Origin of the sequence: Streptomyces cinnabarinus (genome assembly GCF_027270315.1) — a bacterium.
GTDB lineage: Bacteria > Actinomycetota > Actinomycetes > Streptomycetales > Streptomycetaceae > Streptomyces > Streptomyces cinnabarinus.
The window spans coordinates 9165422-9182553 of sequence record NZ_CP114413.1 but is presented as its reverse complement, the minus strand read 5'-3'; the positions used below and the strand labels follow the sequence as shown (position 1 = coordinate 9182553).

Here is a 17132-nt window from a genome sequence, read left to right as displayed (position 1 = left end):
CTAGTTTCAGACGATGCGGATCTTGCATCTCTCCGACACCCATCTCGATCAGGCCGGAGCTCCGGACGCAGACGGGGCCGACGGCACTGCCGCCTTGCGTCTGTTGCTGAACGAGCTCGCATACCTGGACGGCCTCGACGCGGTGATCGTGACCGGTGATGTTGCGGACGACGGCTCCCGCGAGGCGTACACGCGGGCGGACGAGCTCTGGTCCGGTTATGCCGGCCGTCGGGGAGCGGAGGTCTTCTACACGACGGGTAACCACGACGAGCGCACCGCATTCGGGGAGGTACTCGGAAGTGGGCCAACAGCCCGAGGCTGTGTATGCGGGAGCGGCGGGTGAGCGGGCGGCGGTCAGCACGGTCGGCGGATGGCGGTTGGTCACGCTGGATACGCTCGTGCCGGGCAAAGGCTATGGCCGTGTGGGTAACGCTCAGCTCGGCTGGCTGCGTGAACTGCTGGCCGCGCCTGCGCCGTTGGGAACCGTTCTGGCGTTCCACCACCCGCCGGTCGCCCTGGATCTCGAGGTCCAGCGTGCACTGGGCCTGCAGAATCATGAGGAGCTGGCCGAGACGATCCGCGGGAGCGACGTCCAGCTCATCTTGTGCGGGCACTTCCACCTGCAGATTCTGGCGCGTCTGGAGCAGGCAACGGTCTCGGTCGCCCCGGAGGGCGCGGAACCTAACCCGGGACCACACACAAATCCACGGACCAAACGCTCAGTAAGTCCAGGGGCGAGCGGGAGGCGGAGGCCAGCTGACGGAGCGCATGGCACGGGGCAAGGCCGCACAACCGCCGGTGCAGACACATCAGCAACTCCTGGCAGCGCGGCCCCACGACATGCGCGCGATCAGGGATCTGCACCGGCAGCGGCACCGTGCCCAGCCGTCGATCCCGGCGCGCCCCGGGGCTGTGGGACTCTGGGGCGTCGGCGTATTCGGGTGTGGTGTGTGGGGTCAGCGGGCTTGGGCGGCCGCTTCGGCTTCGGAGTTCGCGATGCCGAGGTTGGCGTAGGCGACGGGGTTGGCGTACTCCCACACGGTGGTGATCTGCCCGTCCTGGACGTCGATGCGGAAGATGTAGACGTTGTTGTAGACGAGCTTCTCTGCGCTGGACAGGATGTCCCCGTTGGCCTGCAGGAACACCGAGCGGGCGTCCTCGCTGACCGTCCAGACCTTGTCCAGGAACGCGACGTGGTCGAACTTCGCCGCGACGGATGCGATGTAGCCCAGCACCTGCTCCGGGCTATCGAAGACGTACCAGGGCTCGGGCGTGCCTTCGATCGACAGCGGGATGGTGAAGGACGCGATCGGTGCGAGGAGCGCGGCGACCGCATCCCGGTCACGGTCCTCGAAAGCAGCGATGAAAGCCTGCGCGGTCTCAAGGGCCTTGTGGTGTGTGATGTTCATGATGGTTCTATCTGTGTGGTCACCAGGGAACGGGCCCAGAGGCTCCGATGAAGGTGCCGGTGGGCGCGTCCGTGCCCGACAGGGCGGCGGCGATGATCACGGCGGCTCCCTGTTCGACGCTCTGCGTGCCCTGGTGGCCGTTGAGGTCGGTCGCGGTGAAACCGGGGTCCACCGTGGTGACGGTGATCTGAGGGTAGGCCTGCGCATACAGCACGGTCAGCATGTTCAGTGCCGCTTTGGAGGAGTTGTAAGCGAGCAGCGGCGCCCAGGCCGGGAGGATGTCGGTGTGCGCGGCCGGGTCGGCGTTGATCGTCAGTGATCCGAGGCTGCTGCTGACGTTGACGATGGCCGGCCCGCTCGAGGCCCGCAGCAGGGGCAGGAAGGCGTCAGTGGTGCGGACTGCTCCGAAGACGTTGGTGTCGTACACCTGCTGAAGATCGGCGGCGGTCAGTTCACCAGCCAGCGCGGTCGGGCCGGCGATGCCGGCGTTGTTGATCAGCACGTCCACGTGTCCGGCCTCGGCCCGCACGCTTTCCGCGGCAGCGGTGACCGACGCGTCGTCGGTGATGTCGATGAGGAGCGGGCGGGCACCCAGGGTCCTGGCGGCCTCGGCCCCGCGGTGCGGGTCCCGTGCGCCGGCATAGACGGTGTGGCCCTGCTCGATGAGACGGCGGGCCGTCTCGAAGCCGAGGCCCTTGTTCGCTCCGGTGATAACGGTGACTGTCATGTCCCTCAGCCTGTGCGCCCTGCGCAGCGACAGACAGAGCCCTCCTCAGCGGGGGGCCGGGCAGTACCAGGCTGTCGCCCGGTCCCGGGCAGACAATGGCAGCGTGAACAACGATCCCGCGGCCCTCGGCCAAGCACTGCGCCACTGGCGCGACCGGACCAGTCCCAACGACGTTGGACTCCCCCAGGGCGGCGTCCGACGCGCCCCCGGCCTGCGGCGGGAGGAACTGGCTCAGCTCGCCGGCCTCTCCGTCGACTACGTCGTCCGCCTGGAACGAGGACGCGCCACCTCACCCTCGCCGCAAGTGCTCGCCTCGCTCTCCCGTGCCCTGCGACTGTCGGAGCTCGAACGCGACCACCTCTACCTGCTCGCCGGGCAGGCACCACCGACCGCAGGGCACATCTCCCCGCACATCCCGCCCAGCGTCCAGCGGCTGATCGATCAGCTGCGCAACACCCCCATCAGCGTCCACGACGCCGCCTGGAACCTTATCTCCTGGAACCCCCTGTGGGCCGCCCTCATCGGTGACCCTTCTGCATGGCGGGGAAAGGAACGCAACATCGCCTGGCGACACTTCACCGGACTGCCCAGCCGTGTCACGCACACCCCCGAGCAGGAAGCCCGCCTCGAGACAGCCCTTGTCTCCGACCTGCGTTCCTCTGCCGCCCGCTACCCCCAGGACACAGCACTGCGCTCGCTGATCATCCAACTGCGACGCGCAAGTGACCGCTTCGACGAGCTGTGGGACGCCCACGCCGTGGGCTTCCACACCACCGACAGCAAAGCCGTTCACCACCCGGACGTCGGAATCGTTACGGTGGACTGCGACACCCTCACCGTCCCCGGGAACGACCTGCGCATCGTCACCTGCTCAGCAGCCCCGGACACCGCCGCATCCGACCAACTCGAGCTGCTGGCAACCATCGGCACCCAGGTCTCGACATAGCCCCGGAGGCACTCCGCCGGTCGCGGTGATCTGCCGGCCCCTCTCGAACGGACTGGCTCCCCGGACATCCTGGCTAGGAAGGCCAAGGTCGGCACCGACATCTGCGCCGAGATCTTGAAGGTGCTCACTGTCGTCGCCGCACAAGAACCGCAGGTCGTCCTCACCTGCGCTCCAGCCCCGGTCGGGACTGTCATTTATGAGGCACGAGGGAATCCGCTCGCCCTGCTCGAGCTGTCACAGGCCACGATGCCCGGTCCGTGGCCGAGACGTGCGGGCCCCGACCCGCAGGCGGTGACGCGGAAGATCGAAGAAGCGTTCCTCGAACGAGTGGCGAGCCTGCCCGATGCGACTCGGCTCCTGCTGCTGGTCGCTGCCGCCGAGCCGCTCGGTGACGCGCCGCTGCGGTGGCGGGCCGCCGACCGTCTCAACATCACCAAGACCGCAGCCGTCCCCGCCCATGCGGCTGACCTGCTGGAAATCGGGGTCCGCGTCCGTTTCCGGCACCCACTGGTGCGATCCGCCGTGTACACATCCGCCTCCCTGTCCGACCGGCGCAGGGCTCATGCCGCGCTCGCGCAGTCCACCTCGCCGACCGACGACCCCGACCGCCGTGCCTGGCACAGCGGCCAGGCCGCATCGGGACCCGATGAGAACGCGGCCGCCGACCTGGAAGCCTCCGCCGACGGCGCCCTGGCGCGTGGATGGGTCTCCGCAGCGGGCGCGTTTCTTGAGCTGTCAGCCACCCTGCCCCCCGAGCCCGAGCTACGCATCAACCGCACACTGCGTACCGCCCAAGCAATGCGTGACGCCGGTGCGCCGCAGCGGGCACTCAGTCTCCTGTCCAGCATCGACACCGGCGTGCTCAAACCACTCCACAGCGTCCGTGCCGACTGGCTGCGCGCCCAGATCGCCTACGAAGCCCGACGCGACGATGCCGCAGTGTCACTGTTGCTGCAGGCAGCGTATGGCGGCTCACAACGCCGCCACGGCGCGTGAAATCTTCCTCGAGGCCTTCGCGGCTGCCGTATTCGTCGGCCGTTTCGGGCCGGCCGAACGCCTGCGCGACATCGCCAAGGCCGTCGCCGCCACGCCGACCCCTCGGCCACCCAGACCACTCGACTTGCTGCTGGACGGCTTGATCACGCAGGCCACCGAGGGCTGCCAGGCGGCACGCGTTCAACTACAGGGTGCCGTAGACGCCTACGCAGAGGCCGCGGACGACCACACGGTGAGCATCGGCTGGCTGGGCATGGCCTGCAGCGCCGCCCTGGACATCTGGGACGACAAGGTCTGGCGCACCCTGGCCGAACGGCAGGTCCGCATCGCCCGGAAGGACGGGCCTTGACCCAAGGCCGGGTAGTTAGCGTTTTCGCAGGTCGTGCAGGGGAGTTGCAGGGTTCTCGACGCAGAGCAACGGAGCTCGTTGGTACAGGCAGTCGACCAAGACAGCTTGTCCCGAAGGAGCTCCGTTGCCCCGTCATTGTGTCCTGCCGTTTGCGCTGACGACTATCACCCGTACGGTCACTGTGGCCGCAGGCCCGTTCGCTCCCGGGCATCTGGGCGAGTTGACTGCCGTTGTGCCGTTCGAGCTCGTGGACACGGTCCTTGCGGAGACGAGGGCGGTACAGCGACGGCTGCGCGATCTGCCGTCGCGGGTCGGGGTCTACTTCCTGCTGGCGATGTGCCTGTTCCCTGAGGTCGGCTACCGGCTGGTCTGGGACAAGCTGACCGTGGGCCTGTCCGGGATGCCGGTGGTCCATCCGTCGGCGAAGGCGTTGCGTGACCTGCGCCGACGGATCGGCAGCGCGCCGATGCGGGCGTTGTTCGAGGTACTTGCCGGGCTGCTGGCCCGGCCGACGACACCAGGGGTGCGGTTCGGCCTTTACCGGATGGTGTCGTTCGACGGCTGCAGTTCGCTGAGGGTCCCCGATTCCGAGCGGAACCGGGCCTGGCTGGGCAGGACTTCGCATCATGGCTATCGGACGCTGGAGTTGATGACTTTGATCGAGACCGGCACCCGGGCCCTGGTCGGCGCGGTGTTCGGTCCCACCGCCGAGGGCGAAACGAGTTACGCCAGCCGACTGCTGCACCTGCTGCGGCCGGACATGTTGGACAAAGGTTTCGACAGCAACACCTTCCTCGCTGCGGTCACCGACACCGGCGCCCAGGTCCTGGGCCGGCTCTGCAGCAACCGGCGCACGCCGGTCCTCACCCTCCTCGTCGACGGCTCCTACCTGTCGGTGATCGGCACTGTGAAGGTTCGGGTCATCGACGCACAGATCGCTGTGACCTGCGTGGACGGCACGTCCTTCACCGGGTCCTACCGGCTGGTCACGACCTTGACCGACGCCCGCCGTTACCCTGCCACCGCGCTGGTGGGCCTCTATCACCAGCGCTGGGAACATGAATCGGCGTACTACGCGCTCCGCCACACGATCATGAACGGGCGCAACCTGCGCTCGGGCGACCCGGCAGGCATCGAGCAGGAGATGTGGTCCCTGCTCACCCTCTACCAGGCCCTGCGCACCGTGATGGTCGACGCCGCCGAGTCCGTCCCTGGCACCGACCCGGACCGCTGCTGTTTCAGCATCGCGCTCCACACCGCCCGCGACCAGGTGCTCCAGGCCACCGGCATCATCCCCGCGGACACCGACCGGGACATGCTCCTCGGGACGCTCGGCCGTCGGATCCTCACTAGCCTGCTCCCGCCCCGCCGGCAGCGGGTCAGCACCCGCAAGGTCATCCCGCTACAGCGAGCGGCGTGACGACGGCCGGCCCAATACCAGCCGCACTGTGACCCACCTCGACGTCACTGTCCTCGAACCCGCGGATCAGTCACCCGCACTGCCCACAGCTTCCCGGGACGACCGGCACTCAACCCCTGCGGCGCGGCGCCGACACCGCGTCCTGGCAGTGCTCCAGGAAGACCCCACCCGTCTGTGGCAACCCCGTGAAATCGCCGCCCACTTCGGCGACATCACCCTGGAGACCATGTACAGACAACTGAATCGCTGGGCTGCCAGTGGCCTAATCCACAAGCTCGGACCCGGCCTCTACGCCGCAACACAATGGTCCCCAGGACCAGTTGCGTGACCTGCGAAAACGCTAACTACCCGGCCTTGGCCATCACCCCTACCTGGGGCGAGCGGTATGAGGGCGTCTGGTGCGGGGTGGCGGGCGTGTTCGTCGGCGCGGACGACTGCGAGAAAGGCACGGGCGAACATGGCGAGGGTGACCCACCGGCGCCAGGACATCCACCACCTCACCTGGTGTTCGTCCAGTCCGGCCTGGGAGTTTTCGATGCGGCCCGCGGTACCGGTGTACTGGCGCTGCACGCCCACGGTGTGGGTGCCCTTCTTCAGGTCGCCGGTCTCGTCGACGACCAGTACCGCATCCTGATCACCGAGATGCTCCACGACGTATCCGCGCAGGTCGTCGCGGACCGCGTCCGCGTCCCACTTGGCCCGGGCCAGCAGGTGCTGCAGGCCGTCCGGGCTGGCGTGTCCGGCATGCTCAGCGATCGTCCAGCAATTCTTCTTTGGCAGGTCGGACAGCAGTCCCAGGACGAGGGATCGTGCGCGGCGTCGCGCTTCGACCCGCACGAATCGGCCCGCGATCCGACCCATCAGGGCATCGAATATGCCCCGCCATCGCGCGGGGTCTACGCTATGGCCTGCGGCCACCGCTTGATCTTCGTTTGTCCACACAACACACGATGATCACCGGTGGCCGAACCTGCCCTCGCACTGCCCTGACCAGCCACATCGCAGTCTACGGCTAGCGCATTAGGATGGGTGTAGTGGTCGACCTCGACGCCTTTGGGTGGAAGGGTTCGTGATGACGCACGAGCGCGGACTGAGGCTACAAATGCAGCGTGTTCTCACCGCGCCCTGCTCGGTCGTATTCCGAGCCTTGACCCAACCAGAGGAACTGGCCAAGTGGTGGGGCCCTGAAGGGTTCACCACCCCGAGCATGGAAAGCGACCTTCGGCCAGGAGGCGGTTATCGGATTGCGATGCAGCCTCCGGAAGGCGATCTGTTCTACCTAGTGGGGGAATTCCTTGAGGTCGACCCTCCGGAACGCCTGTCCTACACTTTCCGATGGGAGGATCCCGATCCCGAGGATCGAGAGACCGTAGTGACGCTGTCGCTTCGCGATATCGACGGTACGTCGGCGGAGCTGGTCTTCACCCAGGGCGACTTCGCAACTGGGCGACGACAAGCTCTCCACGAGGAAGGCTGGACTCAGGCTCTCAACAAGCTGGAAGAGCTGATGTCGTCGGCTGCGTCGCCTTGAGATCACTCCTCCCCGGGAGGGGCCTACCGGTGGCCGCACTGTCTTCACGCCGCGCTGACCAGAGATCACGATCTACGGCTGGAGTACTGGGGTCGCATGTGAGGAAGTTCTATGGCATGCCCAGATGGCCTAAAACGGCCTGGACAGCAAATGTTTGCGCCACAGCCTCCTTGAGAATCAGGCGCCAGAGTTGTCGACGAACCCAACGATATCGAGGTATTCGATTTTGGGCGGGACGCCATAAATCCCCGCCACCTTGTCGACGAGCTCCTCCGTGAAGAAGGACCGGCCTTTCTCCTCGTCATCCCACACGTAGAAGTTCCTTGCCTGAACGCCGTCTTCGTCGAGCATGAAGCTCTTGAAGCGAAGGCCGACCATGCCTTCGAACGGTCCACGGAGTTCGCCGGCAATCTTTACGAGAGTTGCACGATCAAACTTGTCGGTTTGTGCGAAAGTCACGAGCACGCCGAGCATCGGGTCTCCTATCCATTGGGTGAGCAACGGTCAATCGAGTGATGCTAGTGGCGGATCCTAGTACACGCGGCCGGAAATTCTGGTCGCCAGACCGCGAGTCCGAGGTACGGCTCACGTCCGGCGATGCAGGCCAGGAACGCGTCAACAATTTGTATGCATGAACGCCCGCTCAAACGGGTGGGCCATTTGGCGCACATCATTCCGGCCAATACGTGCGGCCGCGCCTACCTGGAACGTATCGAGCCGTGATCAATTTGCGGGATTTTACCCTCGCCCAGAAGTCTGATCCGGCGATCATCTTGCGTGACGCAAGTACAACTGACGAAGGAAGAGCGGGAGTTCATGGGGCCGTACCTGCCGATTGGCGAATATGGCCCGTACCCCGCGCCAGCAGTTCGAGGGCGTGATCTGGCGGTTCAAGACGGGCGGGCAGTGGCGGGAGATGCCGCAGGAGTTCGGCGCCTGGCCGACCGACTCCCACCGCTTCCGGCCAGCGGCGTGACGCCGGCATGCTCGAGGCCCTGCTGGAAGGGGGCTCTTGGGTCGGCCGGGAGCGGGAACCGCTGGGGATGATTCGGGCGTTTGGGTTCTGCGAGCGTGGCCTTTCTCTCGACCTGGTCACTGCCTGCCACGCCTTCGTGGCCGCCGCCGGCCGGGTCGTGCCCGGACTGCACGGCCGCGCAGTCTCGGTGGAGGAACGCTCGCTCCTGCACGAGAACATCGCCCGCTGCCGGGCCACCCTGGACTGGATGGAACACGCTGTCGACACCGGGAACGTCGACGTCGACGACGCACTGGCGCGGCTGTTGCGGGGCGAGTAGTGATGCCGCGCTCCAGGACACGGGAGCGCGACCGACGCCGCTCACCCAGTGCCGCGCGTCACGCCGACACCATCCGGCTTGCGTTGATGGAGACCGCCCCGGCCGGGCTGAAGAAGTCCCGGCTGATGGTGGTCACCGAGCTGTCCCGCTCGCAGATCGTGCGCGGCCTTGCCGCCTACCGCGAGTTGGCGGGCGGGAAGCGGTGGCCGCCCCTGATGTGGTCGTTCGACCGGGGCTATCACTTCTGCGAGGACGCCGACGAGCTGGAGGCATGGGAGCGGCAGTGGGCCGAGGTGAAGTACACGCAGATCAGCAGCGTGATCACCGGTGTTCTTGACCCGCACGCCCGACTCTTTCCCAAGAGCCGCTGGGTGGCCTACGTCGTCGCGCAGATGAACGCCATCCAGAGCTCGCTCGGCATGATCGCCCACCCGCAACTCCAGTAACCCAAGGGAGGTGGTCCGCCTCACGCGAAGGAGCCCAGGGACTCGGCCCGGTCCGCCCATCCCGCATTCCCCGATCCGGCTGGCCCCTGGCCTTCTCGCATGCGCACTTCCCGCTATCCCTCGGACATGACGGACGCAGAGTGGGCCCTCATCGAGCCGCTGCTGCCGATCCTGAGCCTTCCCCTTGATCGTGGACACCTGGAGACGGGGACATGAGGTTCCAGAGGAAGTAGTGCCGGGTGGGAAGTAAGAGCAACCGCAGCAGGCGGTACACGGAGGAGTTCAAGCGGGACGCGGTCGCGCTCGTGCGCTCCTCCGGGAAGACCGTCACCGAGGTGGCCCGTCAGATCGGGGTCAGTGCCGAGGGCCTGCGGAACTGGGTCAAGCAGGACGCGATCGACCGCGGGCAGGGGGCGCCGGGAGAGCTGACGACGGCCGAGCGCGAAGAGCTGCGCCGACTGCGGAGGTTGGCCGCTGAGCAGGTGGAGACGATCGAGGTGCTGCGAAAAGCGAATTGCCTCGCGCCGCGTGGTCGGCTGGTCCACCGCCGATCATCTGCGGACCGGTCTGGTCGCGGACGCTCTCAGCTCCGCCTGCCGCCAGCGTCGTCCCACCCGGCCGGTGATCTTTCACTCCAATCGCGGCTGTCAATACACCAGCCAGCAATTCACGTCACTGGCAGCGGAGTTGGGTGTCATTCTGTCCGGCGGGCGCACCGGACAGTGCTGGGACAACGCACTCGCCGAGTCGTTCTTCGCCACCATCAAACGGGAGTTGCTCGACACCACCGTCTGGCCCAGCCGGGCCGCCGCCCGCACCGCGATCCTCGACTTCATCGAGGGCTGGTACAACTTGCACCGTCTGCACAGCAGCCTCGGCTACCGCAGTCCCGCCGAATACGAGACCGCACTCTCAGCCTGACCACCACGGGGTGAAGCACAGTTCGACCTTGTGTTTCTTGGCCCAGCGGCGGATGTCTGCGCCCTTGTGGGCGGACAGGTTGTCCAGGATCACGTAGATCGGTGCGCCGTCGGGTCGGGCGGCACGGATCGACTTCAGTGCGGCCAGCGTGTTCCCGGCGCCCTTCCTGCGACGGTTGACGCCCCACAGGGTGTCGTCACCGACCGAGTAGCAGCCGTGGAGGTACCGGACTCCGTGGGTGCGGTGGTAGGTCGCCGGCATCCGGTCGGGATGTTACTGTTCGGCCCAGCCCGAGCCCGCGATGGGCCGGATCTCGAGCGGGCCGAACTCGTCGAAGGCGAAGACCCGGTCCGGGAAGCGGTCAAGGACCTCCTCGATCCGGTCCAGCTTCGTCTCCCGTTCGGGGTCGGGGGATTCCTTCCAGGTCTTTGTGCGCTGGAAGGTGATGCCGCGGCGGGCGAGCAGGCCGCGTAAGGTTTCGCGGCCGGCGCTGGGGCCTTGGGTCAAGGCCCCAGCGGAGTTCACCGTGGACACACCTCTGACGCGGTGGACACCGATCCGTCGGACGGCCGGTGCCGCACCACGCCGTGACGTGCCGCCAATGCCCGCAGCGCCACACGCAAACGGCCCGGTCTCCAAGGCGACACCCGCATCGAACCAGCGGGTCACGGCCGTTCCGCTCGCGTCAGCAGCGTGAAGTGCGCCGGTTCGTCCGCCGCCTTGGAGCGGTCACGCAGTCTGAGAGCGCCCTTCAGCGCGTCCCAGTAGTGCCGCACCATCCCCAGCCTCAACAGCAGCCGCACACCGGGTTGATGACACTGGAAGGCGTCCCGACCCAGAGGAGGGGGTAGCGGGGATCAGGGCTGGTACTCGAAGGCGCCGATGTCGCAGGCCGGGCCCTGAGGCCGGGTGACGCCTCTCTGATCGGTGGCGGGGCAGTCGGAGGCCGCGTCAATGGCCGGGCTGCCGAACAGCAGTGCCGCGGTGTCCGTGGGCCCGCCGTGGTTGCCCAGGGGGCCGAGGCGCGGTTCCTGGCGGGGCAGATCGCCCGCGGCTGTCAGACCGCAGGTGCCGGCGCTGTCGAGGTTGCCGCCGCGGGACTCGATCGCGGCGAAGGCCTTCTTGCAGTCGCCGGGGGCGGGGCCGACGGTGTTGCCGGCGATGATCGTGTTCTGCAGGGCGAGGTGGCCCAGCGGTGCGTCGATCGCGTCGGTGACCCCGGAGGGCAGGCTGTCCAGGTAGGCGGGGGCGATGTTGATCCCGCCCCCTCCGTCGGTGGAAGTGTTGCCTGTGATCGTGGAGTTGCGGATGTCCACCAGGCCAGTGCCGCGGATGTCGATGCCGCCTCCGTATCCGGACAGGCTGCCCGGCCTGTCCCAGTCGTCAGTCACGCGGTTGTCTGCGATCGTGGAGTTGAGGACGGTGCCCGTGTCGTCGAAGCGGATGCCTCCGGCTTCGCCGGCGGTGTTGTTGCTGACAGTGCTCTCGATCAGGGTCAGGTGGGAGTCCGGGATGTTGAAGATGCCTCCTCCGTAGCCGGCGGTGTTTCCGGTGACCGCCACACGGCGCAGCGTCATGTTCTTGCTGTTGGCGATACCGCCACCGCCGGGGTCGGTGAAGCGCACCTCGCGTTGCTTGGCCTCGCCTCCGGTGACGGTGAGGTCGGACAGTGTGGTGTCGGCTCCCATGCGCAAGACCCGGTCGACACGGTCTGCGTCGATGACGGTCTCCCGTGCGCCAGCCCCTCGGAAGGTGGTGGGCGCGGTGACGTTCAGGTCGCCTGTGGTCGGGTCGGCAGTGCGGGTGTTCAGGTACTCGGGATTCGGCGGGATGGACAGGCGGTAGTGGCCGGCGGGCAGCTCGATCGTGCTGCCGGGCCGGGTGTTGGCGGCCATGACCGCCGCGCGCAGGGTGCAGGTTCCTGCAGCGGTACGGCAGACGCCGTCGGACACGTCGGCGTCCACGGCATCCAGAGCGGAGTCGACGATCATGGTCACGGGCCCGTCGACCGCCTGCGCGGGAGTCGGCGCGACAGCGACGGTCCCGGCAACGGCCGCCAGTAAGGCGGTCATCGCCGAAAGGGCAGTTGAGTTCTTCATGGTGGGGGGTGCCTCTCTTCTTTCTGTCTCGTCCGGCGGGATCTCTCGTCCTGCGGGCTTCTCATCGAGCGACAGAGTGAGAAACATTCGCGTACACAACATGTATCAGAATGCTTGGCAGCCATGACAGATTCGATCCGGCCCCGACTGAAGCCACATCTGACCAGCCTTCCCCGCGGGCCACACGGGCTCGCGCAGGAGCTCGTGACGGGCTCTCAGCGCCAACGACTCCTCTACGCGATGACGGTCGTGGTGGCCGAAAAGGGCTACCTCGCCACGACCGTGGCCGACGTCACGTCGCGAGCAGGCGTATCCCGCAAGACGTTCTACGCACTCTTCGCGGACAAGGAAGAGTGCTTCATCGCCGCCGCCGAGGCGAGCCGTGAGCTGACCATCAAGTGCCTCAAGGCGTCGTTCGCGCAATCGTCGGAACAGTCACTCGCGCCCGTGGCGACACTCCGCGCCTCGATCCGCGCCTACCTCAGACTGGTCGCCGAAGAACCGGAATTCGCCAAGGCGTTCTTCCTGGAGACGGCGTCGGCCGGCGGCCGCGCCCGAGAGCACCAGGACGCCTGCCGCTCCTGGTTCGCCGAGTCGATGCGCGTCTGGCGCACCAGGCTTCCTGAGTACCGTCGCGTCCCGCACGCCAACTACCTCGCCGCCGCCGACGCCACCCATGAGGCTCTATGCCGGTGCCTGCGGCAGGGGAGCATCGACGAAGTCCCCAGCCTGGAGGACGCGGTGCTGCACATCTGCTTCGCTCTGCTCGGTGTCGCTGACCCGATGGAGGATGAGCCGGAGCACGCCTGATTCAGGCACCGGCGGCAGGGGTGCCCGCGCACTCGCCTGCGTGTCCTGGCACGGCTTTCGCAGCGGTGGATCATCTCCCCGTGGCGAGCAGTCTTCAGGCTGTGTTCTGTTGAACCAGTAGGACCTGTCCGGCGGAACTTGCCGGGGCTGCCGGGCTTGGCGCGCACATCTGCGGCGTACAAGGGGGCGTCGACCGGATCCGGCCTGATCCGCAGGACAGGCCTAGGATGGCTCCTCGCCCGCACCCCCGAGTTCGCCATCTGCGCATACTCGCCGATCCCTACCGCCGCTCGCTGGGAATCCCCCAAAACCCCCGAACGGTCCACAGTCGGCTCCATGTCGCGAAAGGGCCAGGCCAACAGCCAGAAGCGCGCACGCCATCCCCATGCCGCTCGTGCGCTGGCCAGTAGCCAAAGCTGTTGGCGATCTTCGTCTATCCGCTCCAGTGAACGGCCTCGGCCCCAAGGGTCGTTGACGGTGACGGGCTGCTGTATTTCGCTGCCTTCCAGACGCTGCAGGAGCACGGCAGGAGCGACAGGCAGAGCACGAACCTGGCGAGTGACCCTCCGCCGGGTCACGGGGTGCCGGGTAGAACGCTGTCACCGATCCTGCTGGCTTATTCGGTCACGCGGTGAGGGAGAGGTCGAGGCGGGCAAGGTGGCTGACGCGTGTGCGGTCGAGCGGGTGGCCGTTCCACCAGGCGTCGAGGCGAATGAGGTTGAGCGCAACGGCGGAGAAGACGTGCTCCAGGTGGGACTTCTGGAGACCGAGGTAGCGGGCACGTCTCATCCCGGTGACCGCGACCGCCTGGTGGATGGTTCCCTCGATGCCCGCGCGGGTTCCGTACTTGGCTCGCCACTACTCGTCGGCCTGCTGGAGACGGGCATGGTCGAGGACTTCTTGCAGCTCGCGGGGTTGCAGGCAGAGGGTCCGACCGCCGGTCTTCGAGCGGGTGCACTGGTCGCGCACCGGGCAGGGGCGACACGTCTCCTTGTCGAACTTGATGACGATGGCCTTGGTGCCGCGCAGGGTGGCGTGGCGGATCGCCGAGGAGAGCGGCATCGGGCGGGCCACTCTGTACAAGTACTTCTCGGACGTTGAGTCGTCTTGGCGGCGTGGCACGAGGGGCAGATCGCCGGTCACCTTGCCGAACTCGCCGAACTCAAGGACCGTCCCGGCACCCCTGGTGAGCGGCTCGAAGCGGTGCTGGAGCGCTACGCGTTGATCCAGCAGCAGCGGCACGGACAGGGGGAGAGCTGTCCGCCGTCCTGCACCGGGGTGACCATGTCGCGCACACCGAGCAGCATCTGCGGCACTTCGTCCGGGGGCTGCTGGCCGAAGCGGTTCAGGCGGGCGAGGTCCGGGACGACATCTCTCCGGAGAACTGCCCGGCTACTGCCTGCACGCACTCACCGGGACCGGAACCCTGTCGTCGAAGGCTGCTGTGCGGCGGCTCGCGACGGTGACCCTGGCCGGCCTGCGTCCCCAGGATGCGGGCCGGCCCGCCCGGCGTGACGCGTAGGCGACGGGGACGCGGCTCGGTGACCGAGCCCTGCGACTCGTACAGCTGGACCTGTTGCTGCCGAGTGTCGGCGTCGCGCACACCCTGAGCCGTGCCGGGGTGCACGGTGGATCCTGTACCTTCCCGCCCCTGGCCGACGTGGTGGTGGCGTACGCCCTGTCCCCATCGCTGAACAGGCGAGCCGCGCGCTGCTGAATGGGCCCTGGGCTTCGGCGCTCTGCCGGGTTCGCCCTGTCTCGGTGACGCAAACGCCTTCGGGTCGTCCCTGTTATGTCAGGGACGACCCGAAGGCGTGGGTCTGCAGGGGTTCGTCAGTGGTGGGCGTGGACGACGGCGTGGCCGTTGCCGCGGCCGATCATCCACTTGTTGACCGGCGTGGTGACCAGGAAGGCCACCGCGAATCCGCCCAGCAGGGCCGCCCAGAACAACCCGTCGAACAGGTGGGCGTCCATCGCACCCGGGGTGAGGGCGATGACGGCGTTGTCGACGAGCTCCATGACCGCGATCGATACGGTGTCGGCGGCCAGCGCGCCCTTGATCGCGGACTTGAGGTCGAGGCCGGCCCGGAGGACCGCGAACAGCGTGAACGAGTAGCCGAAGAGGAATGCCAGCGTGATCGCCAGGGCCATGGTGGGCGCGTTGCCCCACATCAGCGCGGTGCCGATGACCATGCCGAGGATCTCGCCGATGGCGCAGCCGGTCAGGCAGTGCAGCGTCGCCCTCACCGCTATGGACCAGGACGCCCTCGCGTGAGCGCCGTGGTGCGCCGCGTGGGCGTCATGACCGTGGCCCTCCTGGCAGCGTGCTCACGCGTGGTGCCGGTGTGATGAGCGGTGTGGTCCATGACCTTCATCTTCGATTCCCGTCCAGCGTGACCCGTTCCCGGGACCCAAAGCCATCGACTATATACCCCCATGGGTATATAGTCGATGGCTTATACCACGCGGGGGCTGTGGCCCGCTCCTGAACGGAGGGGTTGGCGGTGGGTGTAAATGAACCGGTGTGGTGGAGATCAGCTCTGGTAGGCCACGAGGGCCATCATTCCGGCTTCGCCGTGGTAGGCGTTGTGGCAGTGCAGCATCCACTGGCCCGGGTTGTCGGCGTCGAAGAACACCGACAGAGTCTTCCGCGGGAGGACGATCGCGGTGTCCTTGCGCGGGCCGCCGGTGCCGAGTTGGTAGGTGTGGCCGTGGAGGTGCATCGGGTGCCACATGGTGGTGGTGTTGACGAAGTTCAGCCGTACTCGCTGGCCTTGCTCGACCGTGATGGGGCTCGCGGTCGGGTTGTTCATGTCGAATCGCTTGCCGTTGATGGCCCAGTTGTACGTCATCATGCCGCCGGTGAGTTCGATGCGGTGGACCTGATCCGTCGGCTTTGAGGGCAGCCGTACGTCGTCGCCCGCGCGGAGCTGTGACGCGGTGATGATGGTTCCGTCCAGTTCCTTCGGGCGCGTCGTCGGCTTCGGCGCGCTGCCCGAGCCTGTGCGGACCAGCGCCAGCCCGGTGGCGTTCTTGCCCTCTGCCAGTGCGACGAGGGGGAACACGCCATCGCCCAGGGTGACGAGGGCGTCGTAGCGTTCGCCCATGCCGATCAGCACGGCGTCGACCTGCTGGTGCCGGATCGGGAAGCCGTCGGTGTGGGTGAGGGTGAGCCTGTGGCCGCCGAGGGCGACGCGGTACGCGGTGTCGCCGCCGGCGTTGATCAGTCGCAGTCGGATCCGCTTGCCGGGCTTGGTGCGGAAGACCTCCGGGTCGGCCGGGACGCGGCCGTTGATCAGGTGGTGGGGGTACTTCACGTCGCCGGCGTCGCCGCCGAGCAGCGGGCTCCGGGCGCCCATCAGCATGAACTTCGTCGACATGCCTGCGCCGGAGGACGGGGACGGTGAGCTGCTCGTCGCGCCCGTGCCGCCGTCCATGTCCATTCCGCCCATGTGTCCCATGTCGTGGCCGGAGGAGCTGGACGAGCTGCCGGAAGCCTCGCCCATGTGCATCCCGCCCATGCCCTGCTTCAGCTCGGCGAAGACGTCGTCCGGGGTGCCGGTGACGCCGTCGAGCCAGTCGTCGAGGACGACCACCCACTCCTCGTCGTACGACAGTGGCTCCTTGGGGTCCTCCACGATCAACGGCGCGTGCAGGCCCCGGTCGAGCTGGACACCAACGTGCGGGTGGAAGAAGTAGGTGCCGGGAGCGTCCACGGTGAACCGGTAGGTGAAGTTACGGCCGGCTCGGACGGCGGTCTGGGTGGCCGGCGGTGCGCCGTCCATGTCGTTGCGCAGGGCAATGCCGTGCCAGTGGATGGAGGTGGCGGCTCGGTTGGGCAGCTGGTTGGACAGCGTGGCGGCGAGCGTGTCACCGGCCGAGACGCGCAGTTCCTTGCCCGGGGCCTGGCCGCTGAAGGCCCAGGTGCCGGCCGTGAGTCCGGCGCCCAGGTCAACCTTGGCCTGTGCTGCGGTCAGGGTCAGCTCGTGCGCCCTGCCGCTCTTCGTGCGCTTCTTGTCGGCGGCGGCGACGGCCGGGCCGGAGGGGCTGATCAGGGCAGGCGTGCTGCCGGAGCCGCTGCAGGCGGCGAACGCACCCGCGCCCGCGACGCTGAGGCCGGCCAGCAGGACGGAACGGCGGTTCATGCTGTTCACAGGGTGTCCTCTTCTCGATGTCGCTTCTG

16 protein-coding genes and 7 pseudogenes are annotated in these 17132 nt (G+C 67.4%); 12 read left to right on the top strand and 11 right to left on the bottom strand.

Features of this window, described 5'->3' with window-relative positions:
• Nucleotides 1-22: 22 nt before the first annotated feature.
• Entirely contained in the window at nt 23-343 is a 321-nt protein-coding gene (locus STRCI_RS41385) for a metallophosphoesterase (protein WP_269664159.1), read from the top strand.
• Nucleotides 344-956: 613 nt separating this feature from the next.
• On the opposite strand, the gene STRCI_RS41380 is transcribed toward STRCI_RS41385, so the two are convergent.
• Nucleotides 957-1409, bottom strand: coding sequence for a nuclear transport factor 2 family protein (locus STRCI_RS41380; RefSeq protein WP_269664158.1), 453 nt, complete (start codon nt 1407-1409; stop codon nt 957-959).
• 19 nt (nt 1410-1428) lie between these two features.
• Nucleotides 1429-2136 (bottom strand): SDR family NAD(P)-dependent oxidoreductase, encoded by a 708-nt coding sequence (locus STRCI_RS41375; protein ID WP_269664157.1) that lies wholly within the window; start codon nt 2134-2136, stop codon nt 1429-1431.
• Between the two features lie 103 nt (nt 2137-2239).
• Between STRCI_RS41375 and STRCI_RS41370 the strand changes: the two genes are divergently transcribed.
• The 4 genes from STRCI_RS41370 to STRCI_RS41355 all read left to right on the top strand — a co-directional run bounded on the left by STRCI_RS41370 (nt 2240) and on the right by STRCI_RS41355 (nt 5847).
• On the top strand, nt 2240-3082 hold the full coding sequence (locus STRCI_RS41370; RefSeq protein WP_269664156.1) for a helix-turn-helix domain-containing protein: 843 nt from the start codon (nt 2240-2242) through the stop codon (nt 3080-3082).
• 120 nt (nt 3083-3202) lie between these two features.
• On the top strand, nt 3203-4078 hold the full coding sequence (locus STRCI_RS41365) for a hypothetical protein (protein ID WP_269664155.1): 876 nt from the start codon (nt 3203-3205) through the stop codon (nt 4076-4078).
• Complete coding sequence (locus STRCI_RS41360; protein WP_269664154.1) at nt 4047-4427, top strand: hypothetical protein; 381 nt, start codon at nt 4047-4049, stop codon at nt 4425-4427. Before STRCI_RS41365 ends, STRCI_RS41360 begins: the two co-directional genes overlap by 32 nt.
• Before the next feature lie 232 nt (nt 4428-4659).
• Nucleotides 4660-5847, top strand: a complete 1188-nt coding sequence (locus STRCI_RS41355; RefSeq protein WP_418953437.1) for an IS4 family transposase — start codon at nt 4660-4662, stop codon at nt 5845-5847.
• Nucleotides 5848-6360: 513 nt separating this feature from the next.
• On the opposite strand, the pseudogene STRCI_RS41350 reads toward STRCI_RS41355, so the two are convergent.
• Nucleotides 6361-6708 (bottom strand): annotated as a pseudogene (locus STRCI_RS41350) (IS701 family transposase); the annotation flags it as partial.
• A gap of 211 nt (nt 6709-6919) precedes the next feature.
• Between STRCI_RS41350 and STRCI_RS41345 the strand changes: the two are divergent.
• Entirely contained in the window at nt 6920-7378 is a 459-nt protein-coding gene (locus STRCI_RS41345; RefSeq protein WP_269664152.1) for an SRPBCC family protein, read from the top strand.
• A 177-nt stretch (nt 7379-7555) separates the two neighbouring features.
• Here the strand turns inward: STRCI_RS41345 and STRCI_RS41340 are convergent, their stop codons facing one another.
• Nucleotides 7556-7852 (bottom strand): hypothetical protein, encoded by a 297-nt coding sequence (locus STRCI_RS41340; protein WP_269664151.1) that lies wholly within the window; start codon nt 7850-7852, stop codon nt 7556-7558.
• A 303-nt stretch (nt 7853-8155) separates the two neighbouring features.
• Here STRCI_RS41340 and STRCI_RS41335 point away from each other — a divergent pair.
• The 5 genes and pseudogenes from STRCI_RS41335 to STRCI_RS41320 form a co-directional block, all read left to right on the top strand.
• Nucleotides 8156-8403, top strand: a pseudogene (locus tag STRCI_RS41335) (transposase); the annotation flags it as partial.
• A 57-nt stretch (nt 8404-8460) separates the two neighbouring features.
• Nucleotides 8461-8673, top strand: a pseudogene (locus STRCI_RS41330) (DUF6192 family protein); the annotation flags it as partial.
• A gap of 86 nt (nt 8674-8759) precedes the next feature.
• Nucleotides 8760-9119 carry a RacP protein gene (locus STRCI_RS41325; RefSeq protein WP_269664150.1) on the top strand — a complete coding sequence of 120 codons (360 nt, stop codon included), beginning with the start codon at nt 8760-8762 and terminating at the stop codon, nt 9117-9119.
• Between the two features lie 239 nt (nt 9120-9358).
• Nucleotides 9359-9583: pseudogene (locus STRCI_RS43620) on the top strand (transposase); the annotation flags it as partial.
• Between the two features lie 64 nt (nt 9584-9647).
• On the top strand, nt 9648-10040 hold the full coding sequence (locus STRCI_RS41320; protein ID WP_269664149.1) for an integrase core domain-containing protein: 393 nt from the start codon (nt 9648-9650) through the stop codon (nt 10038-10040).
• On the opposite strand, the pseudogene STRCI_RS41315 reads toward STRCI_RS41320, so the two are convergent.
• The 3 genes and pseudogenes from STRCI_RS41315 to STRCI_RS41305 all read right to left on the bottom strand — a co-directional run.
• A pseudogene (locus STRCI_RS41315) lies at nt 10038-10526 on the bottom strand (transposase); the annotation flags it as partial. The gene STRCI_RS41320 and the pseudogene STRCI_RS41315 sit on opposite strands and share 3 nt — an antisense overlap.
• Before the next feature lie 179 nt (nt 10527-10705).
• Nucleotides 10706-10843: a hypothetical protein gene (locus tag STRCI_RS41310; protein ID WP_269664148.1), complete on the bottom strand. Its 138-nt coding sequence runs from the start codon at nt 10841-10843 to the stop codon at nt 10706-10708.
• Between the two features lie 54 nt (nt 10844-10897).
• Nucleotides 10898-12112, bottom strand: coding sequence for a right-handed parallel beta-helix repeat-containing protein (locus tag STRCI_RS41305; protein WP_269664147.1), 1215 nt, complete (start codon nt 12110-12112; stop codon nt 10898-10900).
• 231 nt (nt 12113-12343) lie between these two features.
• On the opposite strand from STRCI_RS41305, the gene STRCI_RS41300 reads away from it, so the two are divergent.
• Nucleotides 12344-12949 carry a TetR/AcrR family transcriptional regulator gene (locus STRCI_RS41300; protein WP_269664146.1) on the top strand — a complete coding sequence of 202 codons (606 nt, stop codon included), beginning with the start codon at nt 12344-12346 and terminating at the stop codon, nt 12947-12949.
• Nucleotides 12950-13573: 624 nt separating this feature from the next.
• Here STRCI_RS41300 and STRCI_RS41295 read toward each other — a convergent pair.
• From STRCI_RS41295 to STRCI_RS41280, 4 genes and pseudogenes are all read right to left on the bottom strand, one after another.
• Nucleotides 13574-14023 (bottom strand): annotated as a pseudogene (locus STRCI_RS41295) (transposase).
• A 140-nt stretch (nt 14024-14163) separates the two neighbouring features.
• A complete protein-coding gene (locus STRCI_RS41290; RefSeq protein ID WP_269664145.1) occupies nt 14164-14358 on the bottom strand; it encodes a hypothetical protein in 195 nt (64 codons plus the stop codon).
• 424 nt (nt 14359-14782) lie between these two features.
• A pseudogene (locus tag STRCI_RS41285) lies at nt 14783-15315 on the bottom strand (DUF4396 domain-containing protein).
• 168 nt (nt 15316-15483) lie between these two features.
• Nucleotides 15484-17103 carry a multicopper oxidase family protein gene (locus STRCI_RS41280; protein WP_269664144.1) on the bottom strand — a complete coding sequence of 540 codons (1620 nt, stop codon included), beginning with the start codon at nt 17101-17103 and terminating at the stop codon, nt 15484-15486.
• Nucleotides 17104-17132 lie beyond the last annotated feature (29 nt).